Consider the following 13,692-nt stretch of genomic DNA (forward strand, 5'->3'; position numbering starts at 1 on the left):
GTCCGGACAGCCGTGCGCCCCGGAGACTCCACCGCGGTCCCCGGGGCGCTTCGCCGTGCCCGGCGTCAGCGGCCGGCCGCCGCCGCGCGGACCTCGGCCAGGAGGTCGTACATGACCTGCCCGGGGCACTCGGTGTCGAAGTAGTCGCGGTGACCGCCGACCGTGTTGGTGTCCTTCTTGGCGCCGTTGACCGGGTTGGTGTACGTCACCCTCGCCTGCGGGTCGAGGCCCTTGAACCGGGATATCACCTTGATCAGCCGGATCAGGGAGGCCTTCGCCGCGTCCGTGGGGGCCTGCTGGTCGAGGTTGCCGATCAGGGCGATGCCGAGGGCTCCGGAGTTGTAGCCGACGGAGTGGAAGGCGGTGACGAGGTCGCCGTCCGGGTCGAAGGCGGGGATGCCGTCGTCGCCGGAGTAGCGGCCCTCGTAGACGGTGCCCGCCTCGTCGATGAGGAAGTGGTAGCCGATGTCGCCCCAGTCGTTGGTGATCGCGTGGTACTCGTAGATCGCGCGCACCGTCGCGGCCGGGTCGGGGTCGTCGTTCGGCGTCGCGGTGTGGTGGACCGTGATGACCTGGAGCGGGTAGTACTTCTCGGGCGAGTTGACCTTGCCGTCCTTGTACCGCTTGGACTCGTCGGCGCCCCAGGCCGGGCGCGAGAGGTAGCCGACACCACGCACGCGCGTGGGCTCGCTCGGCACCCGGAAGGTGCGGTCGGGGCCGTCGGTGGTGTCGATCGCCAGCGAGCGCACGCCGTCGATGCCGCTCGGGGCCTTCACCTCGTAGACCTTGGCGTCGCCGGCGGCGACCAGGGCCGTGCCGCCGCCCTCGACGGTCGCGCAGCCGCTCGTCAGCGTCTGCCAGTCGCCGTTCGCGAGCCGGATGGCGGTGCCCTCCTTCGCGCCGGACCAGCGCACTCCCACGTAGGAGGCGGCGAAGGCGGTGGCGGCCTCGCCGGTGCCGGTGGCGGCCTCGGTCCGGGTGGCGGGGAACTTCTGCGGCGTCGTGCTCGAACCACCGGATTCGGAGGCGGAGTCGTCCGTATCGTCGGAGTCGGTGGAGGCGAACACCATCGGCGTGAGCGCGGCTCCTGCGGCCACCGCGCCGCCCGTGGCGATCATGCCGCGACGGGACAGGGAGCGCTTTCTACGGTGAGACTGCTGGGCGGGTGTGGGGGATTCGGACACAGGAGTGTCCCCTTCCAGAAGTGCACTTGACGGTGGGCCGGGCACCGCGGCCCGACAGTTGAAACGTCAAGCGACCCTAAACGCCTCAGCGGCCCCACGGGTACTGCGATCGCAGTACTTCCGTGTGGAGATCGAGCGAAGAACGCGTACCTGTGAGTACGGCGTCACGCTCCGGCGACTCGCACGACCGTGGCGCCCTGCGCGGGCCCCGACGCGGTGCGCACCGCACGGCAAGTGCCGGACGCCCGCAGGGTGTCGGCCACCTTCACGGCCGACTCGGCGTCCCGGGCGAGGAACGCCGTGGTCGGGCCCGAGCCGGAGACCAGCGCCGTCAGCGCGCCCGCCGCGAGCCCCGCGGCGAGGGTGTCGGCGAGTTCCGGGAACAGGGAGAGGGCGGCGGGCTGGAGGTCGTTGGAGACGGCGGCGGCGAGCGCGTCCGGGTCTCCCTTGGCGAGGGCGTCGAGCAGCGGCTGCGAGGCGACGGGCTCGGGGATGTCGGTGCCCTCGCCGAGCCGGTCGAACTCACGGAAGACCGCGGGCGTCGAAAGGCCCCGCTCGGCCATCGCGAACACCCAGTGGAAGGTGCCGCCCACGTCGAGCGGGCGCAGCTTCTCGCCCCGCCCGGTGCCGAGGGCCGCGCCGCCGACCAGGCTGAACGGCACGTCGCTGCCCAACTCGGCGCAGATGTCGAGGAGTTCCTCGCGGGAGGCGTTCGTACCCCACAGCGCGTCACAGGCCAGCAGCGCGCCGGCGCCGTCCGCGCTGCCGCCCGCCATGCCGCCAGCGACCGGGATGTCCTTGGCGATGTGCAGATGCACGTCGGGGGCGAGGCCGTACCGCGCGGCGAGCGCCTCGGCCGCGCGGGCGGCGAGGTTCGTACGGTCGAGGGGGACCTGGTCGGCGTCCGCGCCGTCGCAGGTGACCCGCGGGCCGCCGGGCGAGGAGGTCACGGTGACCTCGTCGTAGAGGCCGACGGCGAGGAAGACGTTGGCCAGGTCATGGAAGCCGTCCGGACGGGCGGCGCCGACCGCGAGCTGGACGTTGACCTTGGCCGGGACGCGTACGACGACGCTCGCGCTCACTTACTCGGACTCCTCGTGCTCGGCGGCGGGGCGTGTCGGCGGGGCGGCGGCCTGGGTCTGCCGGCCGGTGGCCTGTGCCTCCTGCCCGGTGGCCTGCTTGTTCTCGGCGATGGCCGCGAACTCCTCGACCGTCAGGGACTCGCCGCGCGCCTGCGGGGAGACACCGGCGGCGACGAGGGCGGCCTCGGCGGCGGCCGCCGAACCGGCCCAGCCTGCCAGAGCGGCGCGCAGCGTCTTGCGGCGCTGGGCGAAGGCGGCGTCGACGACGGCGAAGACCTCGCGCTTGGCGGCGGTGGTCTTGATCGGCTCGGTGCGCCGGGTCAGCGCCACCAGCCCGCTGTCGACGTTCGGCGCGGGCCAGAAGACGTTGCGCCCGATCGCGCCGGCCCGCTTGACCTCGGCGTACCAGTTGGCCTTCACCGACGGCACGCCGTACACCTTCGAGCCGGGTGCGGCGGCGAGGCGGTCGGCGACCTCCGACTGCACCATGACGAGGGTGCGTTCGATGCTCGGGAAGGTGGCGAGCATGTGCAGCAGGACCGGCACGGCCACGTTGTACGGGAGGTTGGCGACCAGCGCGGTGGGCGGCGGGCCGGGCAGCTCGTCGACGCGCATCGCGTCGGAGTGCACCAGCGAGAAGCGCTCGGCGCGCTCGGGCATCCGGGCCGCGATGGTCGCGGGGAGCGCGGCGGCCAGGACGTCGTCGATCTCGACGGCGGTGACGCGGTCGGCCACCTCCAGCAGGGCGAGGGTGAGGGAGCCGAGTCCCGGGCCGACCTCCACGACCACGTCGTCGGGCCGCACCTCGGCGGTGCGGACGATACGCCGGACGGTGTTCGCGTCGATCACGAAGTTCTGGCCGCGCTGCTTGGTGGGACGCACGCCGAGGGCGGCCGCGAGTTCACGGACGTCGGCGGGGCCCAGGAGGGCGTCGGGGGTGGGGCTGCTCACCCGACAAGGGTACGGGGCGCCGCCGGCCCGGCCCGCGCCCGGCGCTCACCCGTGCAGCTTCGCCCCGCAGTGCGGCCAGGGACTGGTGCCCTGCCGCACGTACAGCTTCTTAGCGCGCATCGTCTGTTCCTCCGCCGGGGCGTCCTGCGGCCGGCCCTTCCCGCCGAGTCCGCGCCAGGTGTGGGTGTCGAACTGGTACAGCCCGCCGTACGTCCCCGACGAGTCCACCGCGTCCGCCTGCCCCCCGGACTCGCACGCCGCGAGCCCGTCCCAGTTGAGCTCGCCGGCCCCGCTGACGGACGTCGGCAGTGGCTTCGTGCCCACCTTCACCACCTGCGTCTGCGGCTCGCGCACCACCTCGGTCCTGATCCGCCGCGGCTTCTGCCGGACGCCGTTGACCGTGCGCAGCGAGTACGTGAGCCGCCGCAGCCCCGCCTGTCCCGCCCGCTCGACGACCTCGGTGCCCTTGAAGACCGAGGGGTCGTCGACGCGCTCGACCGCGAACGGGATCGCCTCGTCGCGGATCTCCTTGCGCCCGGTGATCCGCAGCACGGTGACCGTCTGCCCGTCGCGCGGGAAGCTCTCCAGGGGGACCGAGGTGGTGTCCTGCCCGCGCAGGGTGATCCCGGCCTGCTCCACGACCTCGCTCACGCTCGCGGCGTTCGTGCGGATCGTGCGTGCCCGGCCGTCCGCCATCACGGTCACCGCCCGTTCGGTGCGCACGTCCAGCGCGAGCCCCTCCCGTCCGATGCGCCGGGAGCGCGACGTCGACAGATACGCGCCCTCTGCGCGCACTCCGAGCTGGGTGAGCGCCGCCTCCACGGTGCGGGCCGTCGTCCACACCTCGCGTTTCTGGCCGTCGAGGGTGAGCCGCACGGGGCGGCCGTAGTGCACCGCGACCTCGTCGCCGTTGGCGAGCCCCGCGTCGGGAGCGGGCGCGACCCTGTCGTGCGCCCCCACGTCGACGCCCTCCTCGGTCAGCAGTTCGGTGATGTCGTCCGCGAAGGTGTGCAGGCTGCGCGGCCTGCCGCCGTCGACGCTCAGCTCGACCGCCTTGTCCTTGGCCACGAAGGCGCTGGTGCCGCCCGCGAGGAACGCGACGACCAGCGCCTGCGGAACCAGCTTGCGCATGGTCCCGTCGCCCCGCTCGGCGGCCCGCGCCCGGCGCCGGTGCGCGGCCCGCCGGCCGCTCCTGGGGCGCGCGACGGGCGCGTGCGCCGCCTCGGCGATCTCGTACGCGGGCCGGTAGGTGTCCTCGTACGCCGCGTACGACTGGTGCGAGGCGTGCCGGTCGTACCCGGTTCCGTAACTGTCCGTATGCGACTCATAGGGCCTCGGCACCCCGTACGCCAGCGTCTGTGCGCTGTAGGGGTCGAAGCCGCCGTACCCCGGGGGCTCATGGGCCGGGCTCGGGCCGTACGTCTCGAACTGCGCGTTGCTCACGACGACATGCTCCACCGGAGGGGTCCGTTTCGGGCCCCCAGAACCTAGCGGAGGGGTCGTCACTCTCCAAAGCGACGCGACTACTCAACGTGTCCGTCGGTCGGAGGCGGACCCGCACGAGCGTTATCGGGCGGTTATCGGTCAGTAGCCGAAGGCATGTGCCGTGTTCGTCCCGAGGGCCGCCGCCAGCGTGTCCTCGTCGATCCCCCGTACGGCCGCCAGGGCGCGCACCGTGATCGGAATGAGATACGGCGCGTTGGGCCGTCCGCGGTACGGCGCCGGCGTGAGGAAGGGCGCGTCGGTCTCCACCAGGAGCAGCTCCAGCGGGGCGACGGCCACCGCGTCCCGCAGGTTCTGGGCGTTCTTGAAGGTGACGTTGCCGGCGAAGGACATGAAGTATCCGGCGCGGGCGCACACTTGGGCCATCTCCGCGTCGCCGGAGTAGCAGTGGAAGACGGTCCGCTCGGGCGCGCCCTCCTCCTTCAGGACGCGCAGCACGTCGGCGTGGGCGTCGCGGTCGTGGATGACGAGGGCCTTGCCGTGCCGCTTGGCGATCTCGATGTGGGCGCGGAACGACGCCTCCTGCGCCTCCTTGCCCTCGGGCCCGGTGCGGAAGTAGTCGAGGCCGGTCTCGCCCACGCCCTTGACCTGAGGGAGTGCGGCGAGGCGGTCGATCTCCGCGAGCGCCTCGTCGAGCGCCCGCGCACCACCCGGCTCACGCGCCCCCTGCCGCGACCAGCCGTCGGGGTCGCCGTGCACGATGCGCGGCGCCTCGTTGGGGTGCAGTGCGACGGTGGCGTGCACGGCGTCGTACTGCGCCGCCGTCTCGGCCGCCCATTGCGAGCCGCGTACGTCGCAGCCCACCTGCACGACCGTCGTCACCCCCACCGACGCCGCCTTGTCCAGCCCCTCCTGCACGGTGCCGGACTGCATGTCGAGGTGGGTGTGCGAGTCGGCGACCGGCACCCGGAGCGGGTCCGGCAGCGGCGGGGCGGCGTGCTTGTCGGCGGCGTTCGAAGGCATGCCCCGATCCTACGAAAGGGGCATGCCCTGCCGGCCGGGAGCTCGGCTCAGCTCGCCTTGCGGTGGAAGACGTGCAGCAGATCGGACAGATGCCAGTGGTGGTGCGGCTCGGCCGGCGCCGACTCGCTCTCCGCCTGCGCGTCCGCCCCCGGCTTCGCCTGGGTGGGGACCGGGGCGGGGTGATGCAGGGAGTTCTGCACGGAGGACACCTGGCCGGCGCGCATGATCCGCACTATGTGCCCGTCGCAGTTCTGGCACGCGGGCCGGCTGAGCGGGGAGGGCACAACCTGGCCGTTCGCGACGTACATCACGAACTCACGGCCGTCGCCGTCTATGTGGTGCTCTATCTCGTACGACTGCTCCCAGCCATGCCCGCAGCGCATGCAGGCGAACGAATACGACTCGTGGACGACGGCGGTCGCGGCGCTGCGAAGGCCCGTGGTCTGCTGTGCGATCTCACTCATGCCAGCTCCTGTGGTCCGCTGGGTGGGACGGGTCGCGTCCCACAACCCAGTGGACTCCTCCGCATGAGTGAACGCACGCAATCTGTCCAGTGTTGGCGCCGACTTGGACGTTCCTTGCCGTAAGGCCCGGGTCCCTTTACCCCGGCATGGGGCGCACGCTCATGCGATATACGCCCTGCTCACCCGGCGTGTCACGCCCCCGCGTTCTTCGCCGCCACGACGGCGTCGAAGACCTCCCGCTTGGGCAGCCCGGCGTCCGCCGCCACCGCCGCGATGGCCTCCTTGCGACGCTCCCCGGCCTCTTCGCGGACGCGAACCCGGCGCACCAGCTCCTGCGCGTCGAGCTCCTCGGGCCCCTTCTGCGGAGCCCCCTCGACGACGACGGTGATCTCCCCGCGCACGCCCTCGGCGGCCCAGGCCGCGAGCTCCCCCAGCCCACCGCGCTTGACCTCCTCGTATGTCTTGGTCAGCTCCCGGCACACGGCGGCCCGCCGCTCGGCGCCGAACACCTCGGCCATCGCGACGAGGGTGTCGTCGAGGCGGTGGGGTGCCTCGAAGTAGACGAGCGTGCGCCGCTCCTCGGCGACCTCCTTCAGCCGCGACAGCCGCTCCCCGGCCTTGCGCGGCAGGAACCCCTCGAAGCAGAACCGGTCGACGGGCAGCGCGGACAGCGCGAGCGCGGTGAGCACGGCGGACGGACCGGGCACGGCGGTGACCTTGATGTCCTTCTCCACTGCCGCCGCGACCAGCCGGTACCCGGGGTCGGACACGGACGGCATCCCCGCGTCGGTCACCAGCAGCACCCGCGAGCCCGCAAGCAGCGCCTCGACCAGCTCCGGCGTGCGGGCCGCCTCGTTGCCCTCGAAGTACGACACGACCCGCCCCGCCACCTGCACACCCAGCGCCTGGGTGAGGCGCTTGAGCCGCCGCGTGTCCTCCGCGGCGACCAGGTCCGCACCGGTCAGTTCCTCGACGAGCCGGGGCGGGGCGTCCTTGACGTCGCCGATGGGGGTGCCTGCCAAAACAAGGGTTCCTGTCACGTTTCCATCCTCGCAGGGCGCATCCGCGCGACTCCCACAGACGTGTTCCCTACGATGGCGCGGTGACCAGTACAGCGTCGTCGATGGACTCCACGGACATCCAGCAGAGCGAGGCACCGCACGAGCAGCGGCCGTCGTGGCAGCAGCGGCTGCGCCGATTCGGCTACACGGCGGCGCCCAGAGGCGACGTACGCGAGCAGCTCGTGCCGCCGTACGTCCAGCCCAGCCCGCGGATGTGGCAGTTCCTCGGCATCTCGCGGCCGCTCGCCGAGCGGATCGCGCGCTGGTCGGCGTGGGGCGGCCCGCTGCTGGTGACGCTGCTGGCGGGTGTGCTGCGGTTCTGGAACCTGGGCAACCCGAAGAAGGTGATATTCGACGAGACGTACTACGCCAAGGACGCGTGGGCGCTCGTCCACCGCGGCTTCGAGGTCGACTGGGACAAGAACGCCAACGACCTGGTCCTCAGGCTCGGCGACCAGGTGCACATCCCGACGGACGCGTCGTACGTCGTGCATCCGCCGGTCGGCAAGTACGTGATCGGGCTCGGCGAGCTGGTGTTCGGGTTCGACCCGTTCGGCTGGCGCTTCATGACGGCGCTGCTGGGCACGCTCGCGGTGCTGATGCTGTGCCGCATCGGCCGCCGGATCTTCCGCTCGACCTTCCTCGGCTGCCTCGCCGGCACGCTGATGGCGGTCGACGGGCTGGCCTTCGTGATGGCGCGCACCTCGCTGCTCGACGGGGTGCTGATGTTCTTCGTGCTGGCGGCGTTCGGCTGCCTGGTCATCGACCGGGACCGGGCCCGCGCGAAACTCGCCGCCGCGCTGCCGTTGGACGCCGACGGCCGGGTCCGCCCCGACGCGCACATCGCCGAAACCTTGCGCCTGGGCCGGCGCCCGTACCGCTGGCTGGCCGGCCTGATGCTGGGCCTGGCCATCGGCACCAAGTGGAACGGCCTGTACTTCCTGGTCGCGTTCGGCCTGCTGACCGTGCTCTGGGACGTCGGCGCCCGCCGGGTCGCGGGCGCCCACCACCCGTACACGGCGGTGCTCAAGCACGACGTGGGCCTGGCGTTCCTCTCGACGGTCCCGGTGGCGATCGTCACGTACCTCGTGTCGTGGACGGGCTGGATCCTCTCCCCCACCGACGGCAGCGGCGGCTACTACCGCGACTGGGCGACCGCCAACGGCCGCACGAGCAACTGGTCGTGGCTGTTCCCCGACTGGTGGCTGAGCCTGTGGCACTACGAGCACCAGGTGTACGAGTTCCACGTGGGCCTGTCGTCCCCGCACACCTACCAGTCCAACCCGTGGAGCTGGATCGTCGCCGGCCGCCCGGTGTCGTACTTCTACGAGTCCCCCACGCCCGGCAAGGACGGCTGCCCCGTCGACGCGGGCGAGAAGTGCGCCCGCGAGGTGCTGGCCCTCGGCACGCCGCTGCTGTGGTGGGTGGCCGCCTTCGCGGTCCTGTACGTCCTGTGGCGCTGGCTCTTCCGCCGCGACTGGCGCGCCGGAGCCATCGCCTGCGGCGTCGCCGCCGGCTACCTCCCCTGGTTCCTCTACCAGGAACGCACGATCTTCTTCTTCTACGCCGTCGTCTTCCTCCCCTTCCTCTGCCTGGCCGTGGCGATGCTCCTCGGCGCGATCATCGGCCCACCCGGCTCCAGCGACACCCGCCGCGTGGCGGGCGCGACGGGCGCGGGCGTCCTGGTGCTGCTGATCGCCTGGAACTTCATCTACTTCTGGCCGATCTACACGGGCACGGCGATCCCCATCGACGACTGGCGGTCGCGGATGTGGCTGGATACCTGGGTGTAGCCCGGGGGCGGGCCGGGCGGGGTCAGTCCTGGGCGACGGTGTTCGGGCTGGTGCCGCCGTCCAGTTGGTCCGTGCCGGGGCCGCCGTACAGCTCGTCCGGGCCCGGTCCGCCGTAGAGCCTGTCCGTGCCGGGGCCGCCGTACAGCTTGTCGTCGCGCTTCTTGCCGAGCTTCTCGTCCCGCGACAGTTCGAAGCCGTCGCCCACCCTGCGCTCGCCCCATATCCGGTCGTCACCGTCGTCGCCGTACAGGACGTCGTTGCCCTCGTTGCCGGACAGCAGGTCGTCGCCGGGGCCGCCGTGGATCGAGTCGTCGCCCTGCTCGCCGGACAGGACCTGGTCGCCCTCCCGGCCCCGGAGCACGTCGTCGCCGGGGCCGCCCAATGCACTGGCCCCGTCGCCGACGGCGTGGATCGTGTCGTCGCCGGGGCCGCCCACGGCACTCGCCCCGTCGCCGGCGTAGATCGTGTCGTCTCCGGCGTTGCCGCTGACCTGCACACCGTAAGTCGCCGTCAGCTTGTCGTCGCCGGGGCCGCCGTAGACGGTCATGACCTCGTTCGAGGTGCCTGTCCAGGTGTCGTTGCCGGAGCCGAAGCTGAACACCGTGTAGCCCATGCTGGATTCGCCGACCCGGTGGCCACTGGCGGTGTCCTCTCCGTCGCCGAGTTCCACGAGCAGCGTGCGGTACGGGCTCGTGGCCATCTCCTCGATCTTCACCCTGCAGGAGACCTTGGTGCGGTCGGTGTCGCTGAGGTAGGCGCAGCCTCCCCCAGGGGCGATGGGGACCACGTCGTCGATCACATAGGTGATGATGTCCCCGTATGCGCCGGCCGACGACTCGGTGACGGTCACCCTGTTGTTCTGGCCCGGGGCCGCCTGGTAGGTGAGTCCTGCTACCGGCGCTGCCCGGTCTTTCCTCGGCCCTTGCTCGCCGACCGTCGCAGGCCGCGCCGGCTTGCCGCGATGGGCGCCGAGGGCGGCCGGCAGGGCGAGGGCCGTGCCGATCGCCAGTACCAGTACGGATGCGGCGCGAAACGTTCGAACCCTGGCGGTTGGATACGGCACGGGAGGACCTCCGGGGCCCGGTTGCGGTGACCGACGACTCGTCCGACCAGCGACCCCCGCGCTTGGTTGCCCGCCCGGCCCCTGTCGGAACGTGTCGACCGTCCGGCCAAGAATCGGTCGCACATTCGGACAACAAAAGAAAACAACTCCCACTGGTTTCCCTCATGTCACTTACAGTGCGGATGACATAACGGGGAGGGGACCATGTCCAAGGGGGTCAAGGTCGCCGTCATAGGCGGCGTGTTCGCGGTGATGGTGGGCGGGGCCGGCTACGGCGCCTACAACATCGTGTCGGCGTTGAACGGCGGTGGGGCGACGGGGGCCGCCGGGCCCGCACCGGAGAGAACCGGGCCGCCCGACGCGGACGAGGTCGAGGAGACCACGTCGAAGTTCTTCGCGGCCTGGGAGAAGGGCGAGGCGGCACAGGCCTCGACGTACACGAACAACGACGCGGCCGCCGAGGCGGTGCTGTCCTCCTACGGCGAGGACGCCCACATCACCGGCGTGAAGATCACGCCGGCCGCGGCGCGGGGCGCCACCGTGCCGTTCACGGTGACGGCCAAGGTGTCCTACAAGGGCAAGTCCAAGCCGCTGACCTACAAGAGCGAGCTCACCGTCGTCCGCGGGCGCACCACCGGGCGGGCCCTCGTCGACTGGCAGCCCACCGTGATCCACCCGCAGCTCAAGCGGGACGACACCCTCGTCACCGGCGAGGCGGCGAACCCGCCCATCGAGGCCGTCGACCGCGACGGGGCCGTGCTGACGAAGGAGAAGTACCCCTCGCTCGGCCCGATCCTGGACACCCTGCGCGGCAAGTACGGCGACAAGGCCGGCGGCGAGCCCGGCGTGGAGCTGTCGATCCGGCACGCCGACGAGTCACCGGACACCTCGCTGCTGACCCTGTCGAAGGGCAAGCCGGGCCAACTGGAGACGACGCTCAGCGCGAGCGTGCAGGCGGCCGCCGAGAAGGCCGTGAAGAAGTACGCCGACTCCTCCGTCGTCGCCCTCAAGACCGGCACCGGCGAGGTGCTGGCCGTGGCGAACCACCGCGACGACGCCTTCAACGCCGCCTTCGAGGCACGCGTCGCCCCCGGCTCCACGATGAAGATCCTCACCGCGGCGATGCTCATCGACAACGGCGTGACCACGATGAACGGCCCGGCGCCCTGCCCGCCCACGGCCACCTGGCAGAGCCAGACCTTCAAGAACCTCGACGGCCTGAAGGCCGACGAGAGCGCGACCGCCACGCTCGCGAGCGGCTTCCTGCGCTCCTGCAACACGGCCTTCATCAAGCTCGTCGACGAGGACCCGCTCACCGACGCCTCCCTGACGAACGAGGCCCAGGAGCGCTTCGGGCTCGGCCAAGACAACTGGAAGACCGGCATCATCTCCTTCGACGGCAGCGTCCCCGCCTCCACCGGCCCGGACCGCGCGGCCAACGCCATCGGCCAGGGCCAGGTCCAGATGAGCCCGCTGAACATGGCGTCGGTCACGGCCACCGCGATCACCGGCGACTTCCGGCAGCCGTATCTGATCTCGCCCGAGTTCGACGGGCGCCAACTGGCCACCGCCAGGGGGCTGTCGTCGAGCACCGCTGCCCAGCTCAAGCAGATGATGCGGCTGACCGCTACGCAGGGCACCGCGAGGTCGGCCATGTCGGGCGTCGGCGGTGACGTCGGCGCCAAGACCGGTTCCGCCGAGGTCGACGGCAAGGCCACCTCGGATAGCTGGTTCACCGGGTTCCGAGGCGATGTGGCCGCCGCGGCCATGTCCCAGCAGGGCGGTCACGGTGGCGACGCGGCCGGGCCGATTGTCGCAGCCGTGCTACGAGCGTCCGGCTGAACTTATCCCCCGCGGCACGGGACTCTAGGGTGGTCGTCGTCGTTGGTATTCGTGAGGTCGGCGGGGCGGCGGGGGCTCCTGGAATACGCGAGGGAACGGAAAGAAGTGGGCAACAGAAGGCGCGTCGCCGAGCGACGGAAGACCAACCCCGCCATGCTCGGCGGGATGATCGCCGTGGTCCTCGGCGGCGCCGGGCTCGGGGTCTACGCGCTGCTCGGCAGCGGCGCGGCCGCCGAGAACGGCACGGACTCGACGGCGGGCTCCGGCCAGAAGGCCAGGTCCGTCAAGACCGGGCCGCTGTCGGCGAGCGAGGTCACCACCGCGGCCCGGGACTTCCTCACCGCCTGGCAGGCGGGCAAGGTGACCGAGGCGGCCGCCGCCACGGACGACACCACCGCCGCCCGAGCCCTGCTGACCGGCTACACCAAGGACGCCCACATCAATGACGTCACCCTGACCGCCGGCGCCCGCGCCGGTGCCAAGGTCCCCTTCTCCGTGAAGGCGACGGTGTCGTACAAGGGCACCGCCAAGCCGCTGACCTACGAGAGCGCGCTGACCGTCGTCCGGCGCGCCAAGGACGGCAAGCCGCTGGTCGAGTGGCACTCGGCGATCGTCCACCCCGAGCTCAAGGACGGTGACACCCTGGTCACCGGCGCGTCCGGCACCCCGCCGGTCACGGCGCTGGACCGGGACGGCGGCGAGCTGACGGAGAAGGAGTACCCGTCGCTGGGCTCGGTCCTGGACAGCCTGCGCGAGAAGTACGGCGAGAAGGCCGGCGGCAAGGCGGGCGTCGAGCTCCAGGTGGTCCGGGGCAAGGAGTCCAAGAAGGCCGAGCTGTCCGACAAGACGCTGCTGGAGCTGAGCGAGGGCACGCCGGGCACGGTGAAGACGACGCTCAGCCCGGCGCTGCAGGCCGCCGCGGAGAAGCAGGTCGCCGCGAAGGAGAAGGCGTCGGTCGTCGTACTGCGGCCCTCGACCGGTGAGATCCTCGCCGTCGCGAACTCCTCGCACGGCTTCAACACCGCTTTCCAGGGCTCCCTCGCACCCGGCTCCACGATGAAGGTCATCACCTCCTCGCTGCTGATCGAGAAGGGCCTGGCGTCGGCGGACAAGGAGCACCCCTGCCCGAAGTTCTTCACCTACGGGCACTGGAAATTCCAGAACGACGACAAGTTCGAGATCAAGGGCGGCACGTTCAAGGCGAGCTTCGCCCGCTCCTGCAACACGGCCTTCATCAGCCAGGCGCCCGAACTGGACGACGACAGCCTCACCAAGCAGGCCCAGCAGGTCTTCGGCCTCTCGATGAACAACTGGTCCGTCGGCGTCTCCACCTTCGACGGAGCCGTCCCGGTGCAGTCGCAGGCCCAGATGGCGGCCGAGCTCATCGGGCAGGGCGGGGTGCGGATGAACCCGCTGAACATGGCGTCGGTGTCGGCGACCGTGAAGACGGGCACGTTCAAGCAGCCGTATCTGGTCTCCCCCGACGTCGACGGGCGGCAGCTCGCGACGGCGTCGCGCACCATGTCCGCCGCCACGCTGTCCCAGTTGCGCGAACTGATGGCGTACACGGCGTCCTACGGCACGGCGGCCGAGGCGATGTCCGGGGTCACCGGTGACATCGGCGCCAAGACCGGCTCGGCGGAGGTCGACGGCCAGAAGAAGCCGAACGGCTGGTTCACCGCGTACCGCGGCGACCTGGCGGCGGCGGGCGTGGTCCAGTCCGGCGGGCACGGCGGCGACACGGCCGGCCCGATCGTGGCGGCGCTGCTCAAGGCGGGCGGCTGAG

Annotated in this window: 11 protein-coding genes; 3 read left to right on the forward strand and 8 right to left on the reverse strand. The window is 71.6% G+C overall.

Translation table 11 applies throughout. From position 1 onward, the window contains the following. Window positions 1–65: 65 nt before the first annotated feature. The 7 genes from ACZ69Q_RS33620 to rsmI form a co-directional block, all read right to left on the reverse strand. Window positions 66–1,118 (reverse strand): peptidoglycan recognition protein family protein, encoded by a 1,053-nt coding sequence (locus ACZ69Q_RS33620; protein WP_471049311.1) that lies wholly within the window; start codon window positions 1,116–1,118, stop codon window positions 66–68. Window positions 1,119–1,348: 230 nt separating this feature from the next. After that, on the reverse strand, window positions 1,349–2,266 hold the full coding sequence (locus ACZ69Q_RS33625) for a 4-(cytidine 5'-diphospho)-2-C-methyl-D-erythritol kinase (RefSeq protein ID WP_471049314.1): 918 nt from the start codon (window positions 2,264–2,266) through the stop codon (window positions 1,349–1,351). Continuing rightward, entirely contained in the window at window positions 2,267–3,217 is a 951-nt protein-coding gene (gene rsmA / locus ACZ69Q_RS33630; protein WP_471049316.1) for a 16S rRNA (adenine(1518)-N(6)/adenine(1519)-N(6))-dimethyltransferase RsmA, read from the reverse strand. It abuts the gene before it with no gap. A gap of 45 nt (window positions 3,218–3,262) precedes the next feature. Then, window positions 3,263–4,660, reverse strand: coding sequence for a ubiquitin-like domain-containing protein (locus tag ACZ69Q_RS33635; protein WP_471049319.1), 1,398 nt, complete (start codon window positions 4,658–4,660; stop codon window positions 3,263–3,265). Between the two features lie 141 nt (window positions 4,661–4,801). Then, on the reverse strand, window positions 4,802–5,683 hold the full coding sequence (locus ACZ69Q_RS33640) for a TatD family hydrolase (RefSeq protein WP_471049321.1): 882 nt from the start codon (window positions 5,681–5,683) through the stop codon (window positions 4,802–4,804). A gap of 47 nt (window positions 5,684–5,730) precedes the next feature. Further along, complete coding sequence (locus tag ACZ69Q_RS33645; protein WP_471049324.1) at window positions 5,731–6,147, reverse strand: hypothetical protein; 417 nt, start codon at window positions 6,145–6,147, stop codon at window positions 5,731–5,733. Between the two features lie 191 nt (window positions 6,148–6,338). Beyond that, complete coding sequence (rsmI, locus tag ACZ69Q_RS33650; protein ID WP_471049327.1) at window positions 6,339–7,187, reverse strand: 16S rRNA (cytidine(1402)-2'-O)-methyltransferase; 849 nt, start codon at window positions 7,185–7,187, stop codon at window positions 6,339–6,341. A gap of 62 nt (window positions 7,188–7,249) precedes the next feature. Here rsmI and ACZ69Q_RS33655 point away from each other — a divergent pair, with 62 nt between their 5' ends. Continuing rightward, window positions 7,250–9,001, forward strand: a complete 1,752-nt coding sequence (locus ACZ69Q_RS33655) for a dolichyl-phosphate-mannose--protein mannosyltransferase (protein ID WP_471049330.1) — start codon at window positions 7,250–7,252, stop codon at window positions 8,999–9,001. 22 nt (window positions 9,002–9,023) lie between these two features. On the opposite strand, the gene ACZ69Q_RS33660 is transcribed toward ACZ69Q_RS33655, so the two are convergent. After that, window positions 9,024–10,064, reverse strand: coding sequence for a calcium-binding protein (locus ACZ69Q_RS33660; RefSeq protein WP_471049333.1), 1,041 nt, complete (start codon window positions 10,062–10,064; stop codon window positions 9,024–9,026). Window positions 10,065–10,268: 204 nt separating this feature from the next. On the opposite strand from ACZ69Q_RS33660, the gene ACZ69Q_RS33665 reads away from it, so the two are divergent. Together ACZ69Q_RS33665 and ACZ69Q_RS33670 are read left to right on the forward strand one after the other, a co-directional pair. Continuing rightward, the gene (locus tag ACZ69Q_RS33665) at window positions 10,269–11,906 is read left to right on the forward strand and encodes a penicillin-binding transpeptidase domain-containing protein (RefSeq protein WP_471049336.1); all 1,638 of its coding nucleotides are present in this window, start codon (window positions 10,269–10,271) and stop codon (window positions 11,904–11,906) included. 105 nt (window positions 11,907–12,011) lie between these two features. Further along, window positions 12,012–13,691, forward strand: a complete 1,680-nt coding sequence (locus ACZ69Q_RS33670) for a penicillin-binding transpeptidase domain-containing protein (protein WP_471049339.1) — start codon at window positions 12,012–12,014, stop codon at window positions 13,689–13,691. Window position 13,692: the final 1 nt, after the last annotated feature.

The sequence above is a fragment of the Streptomyces sp. NPDC036764 genome, assembly GCF_055609385.1.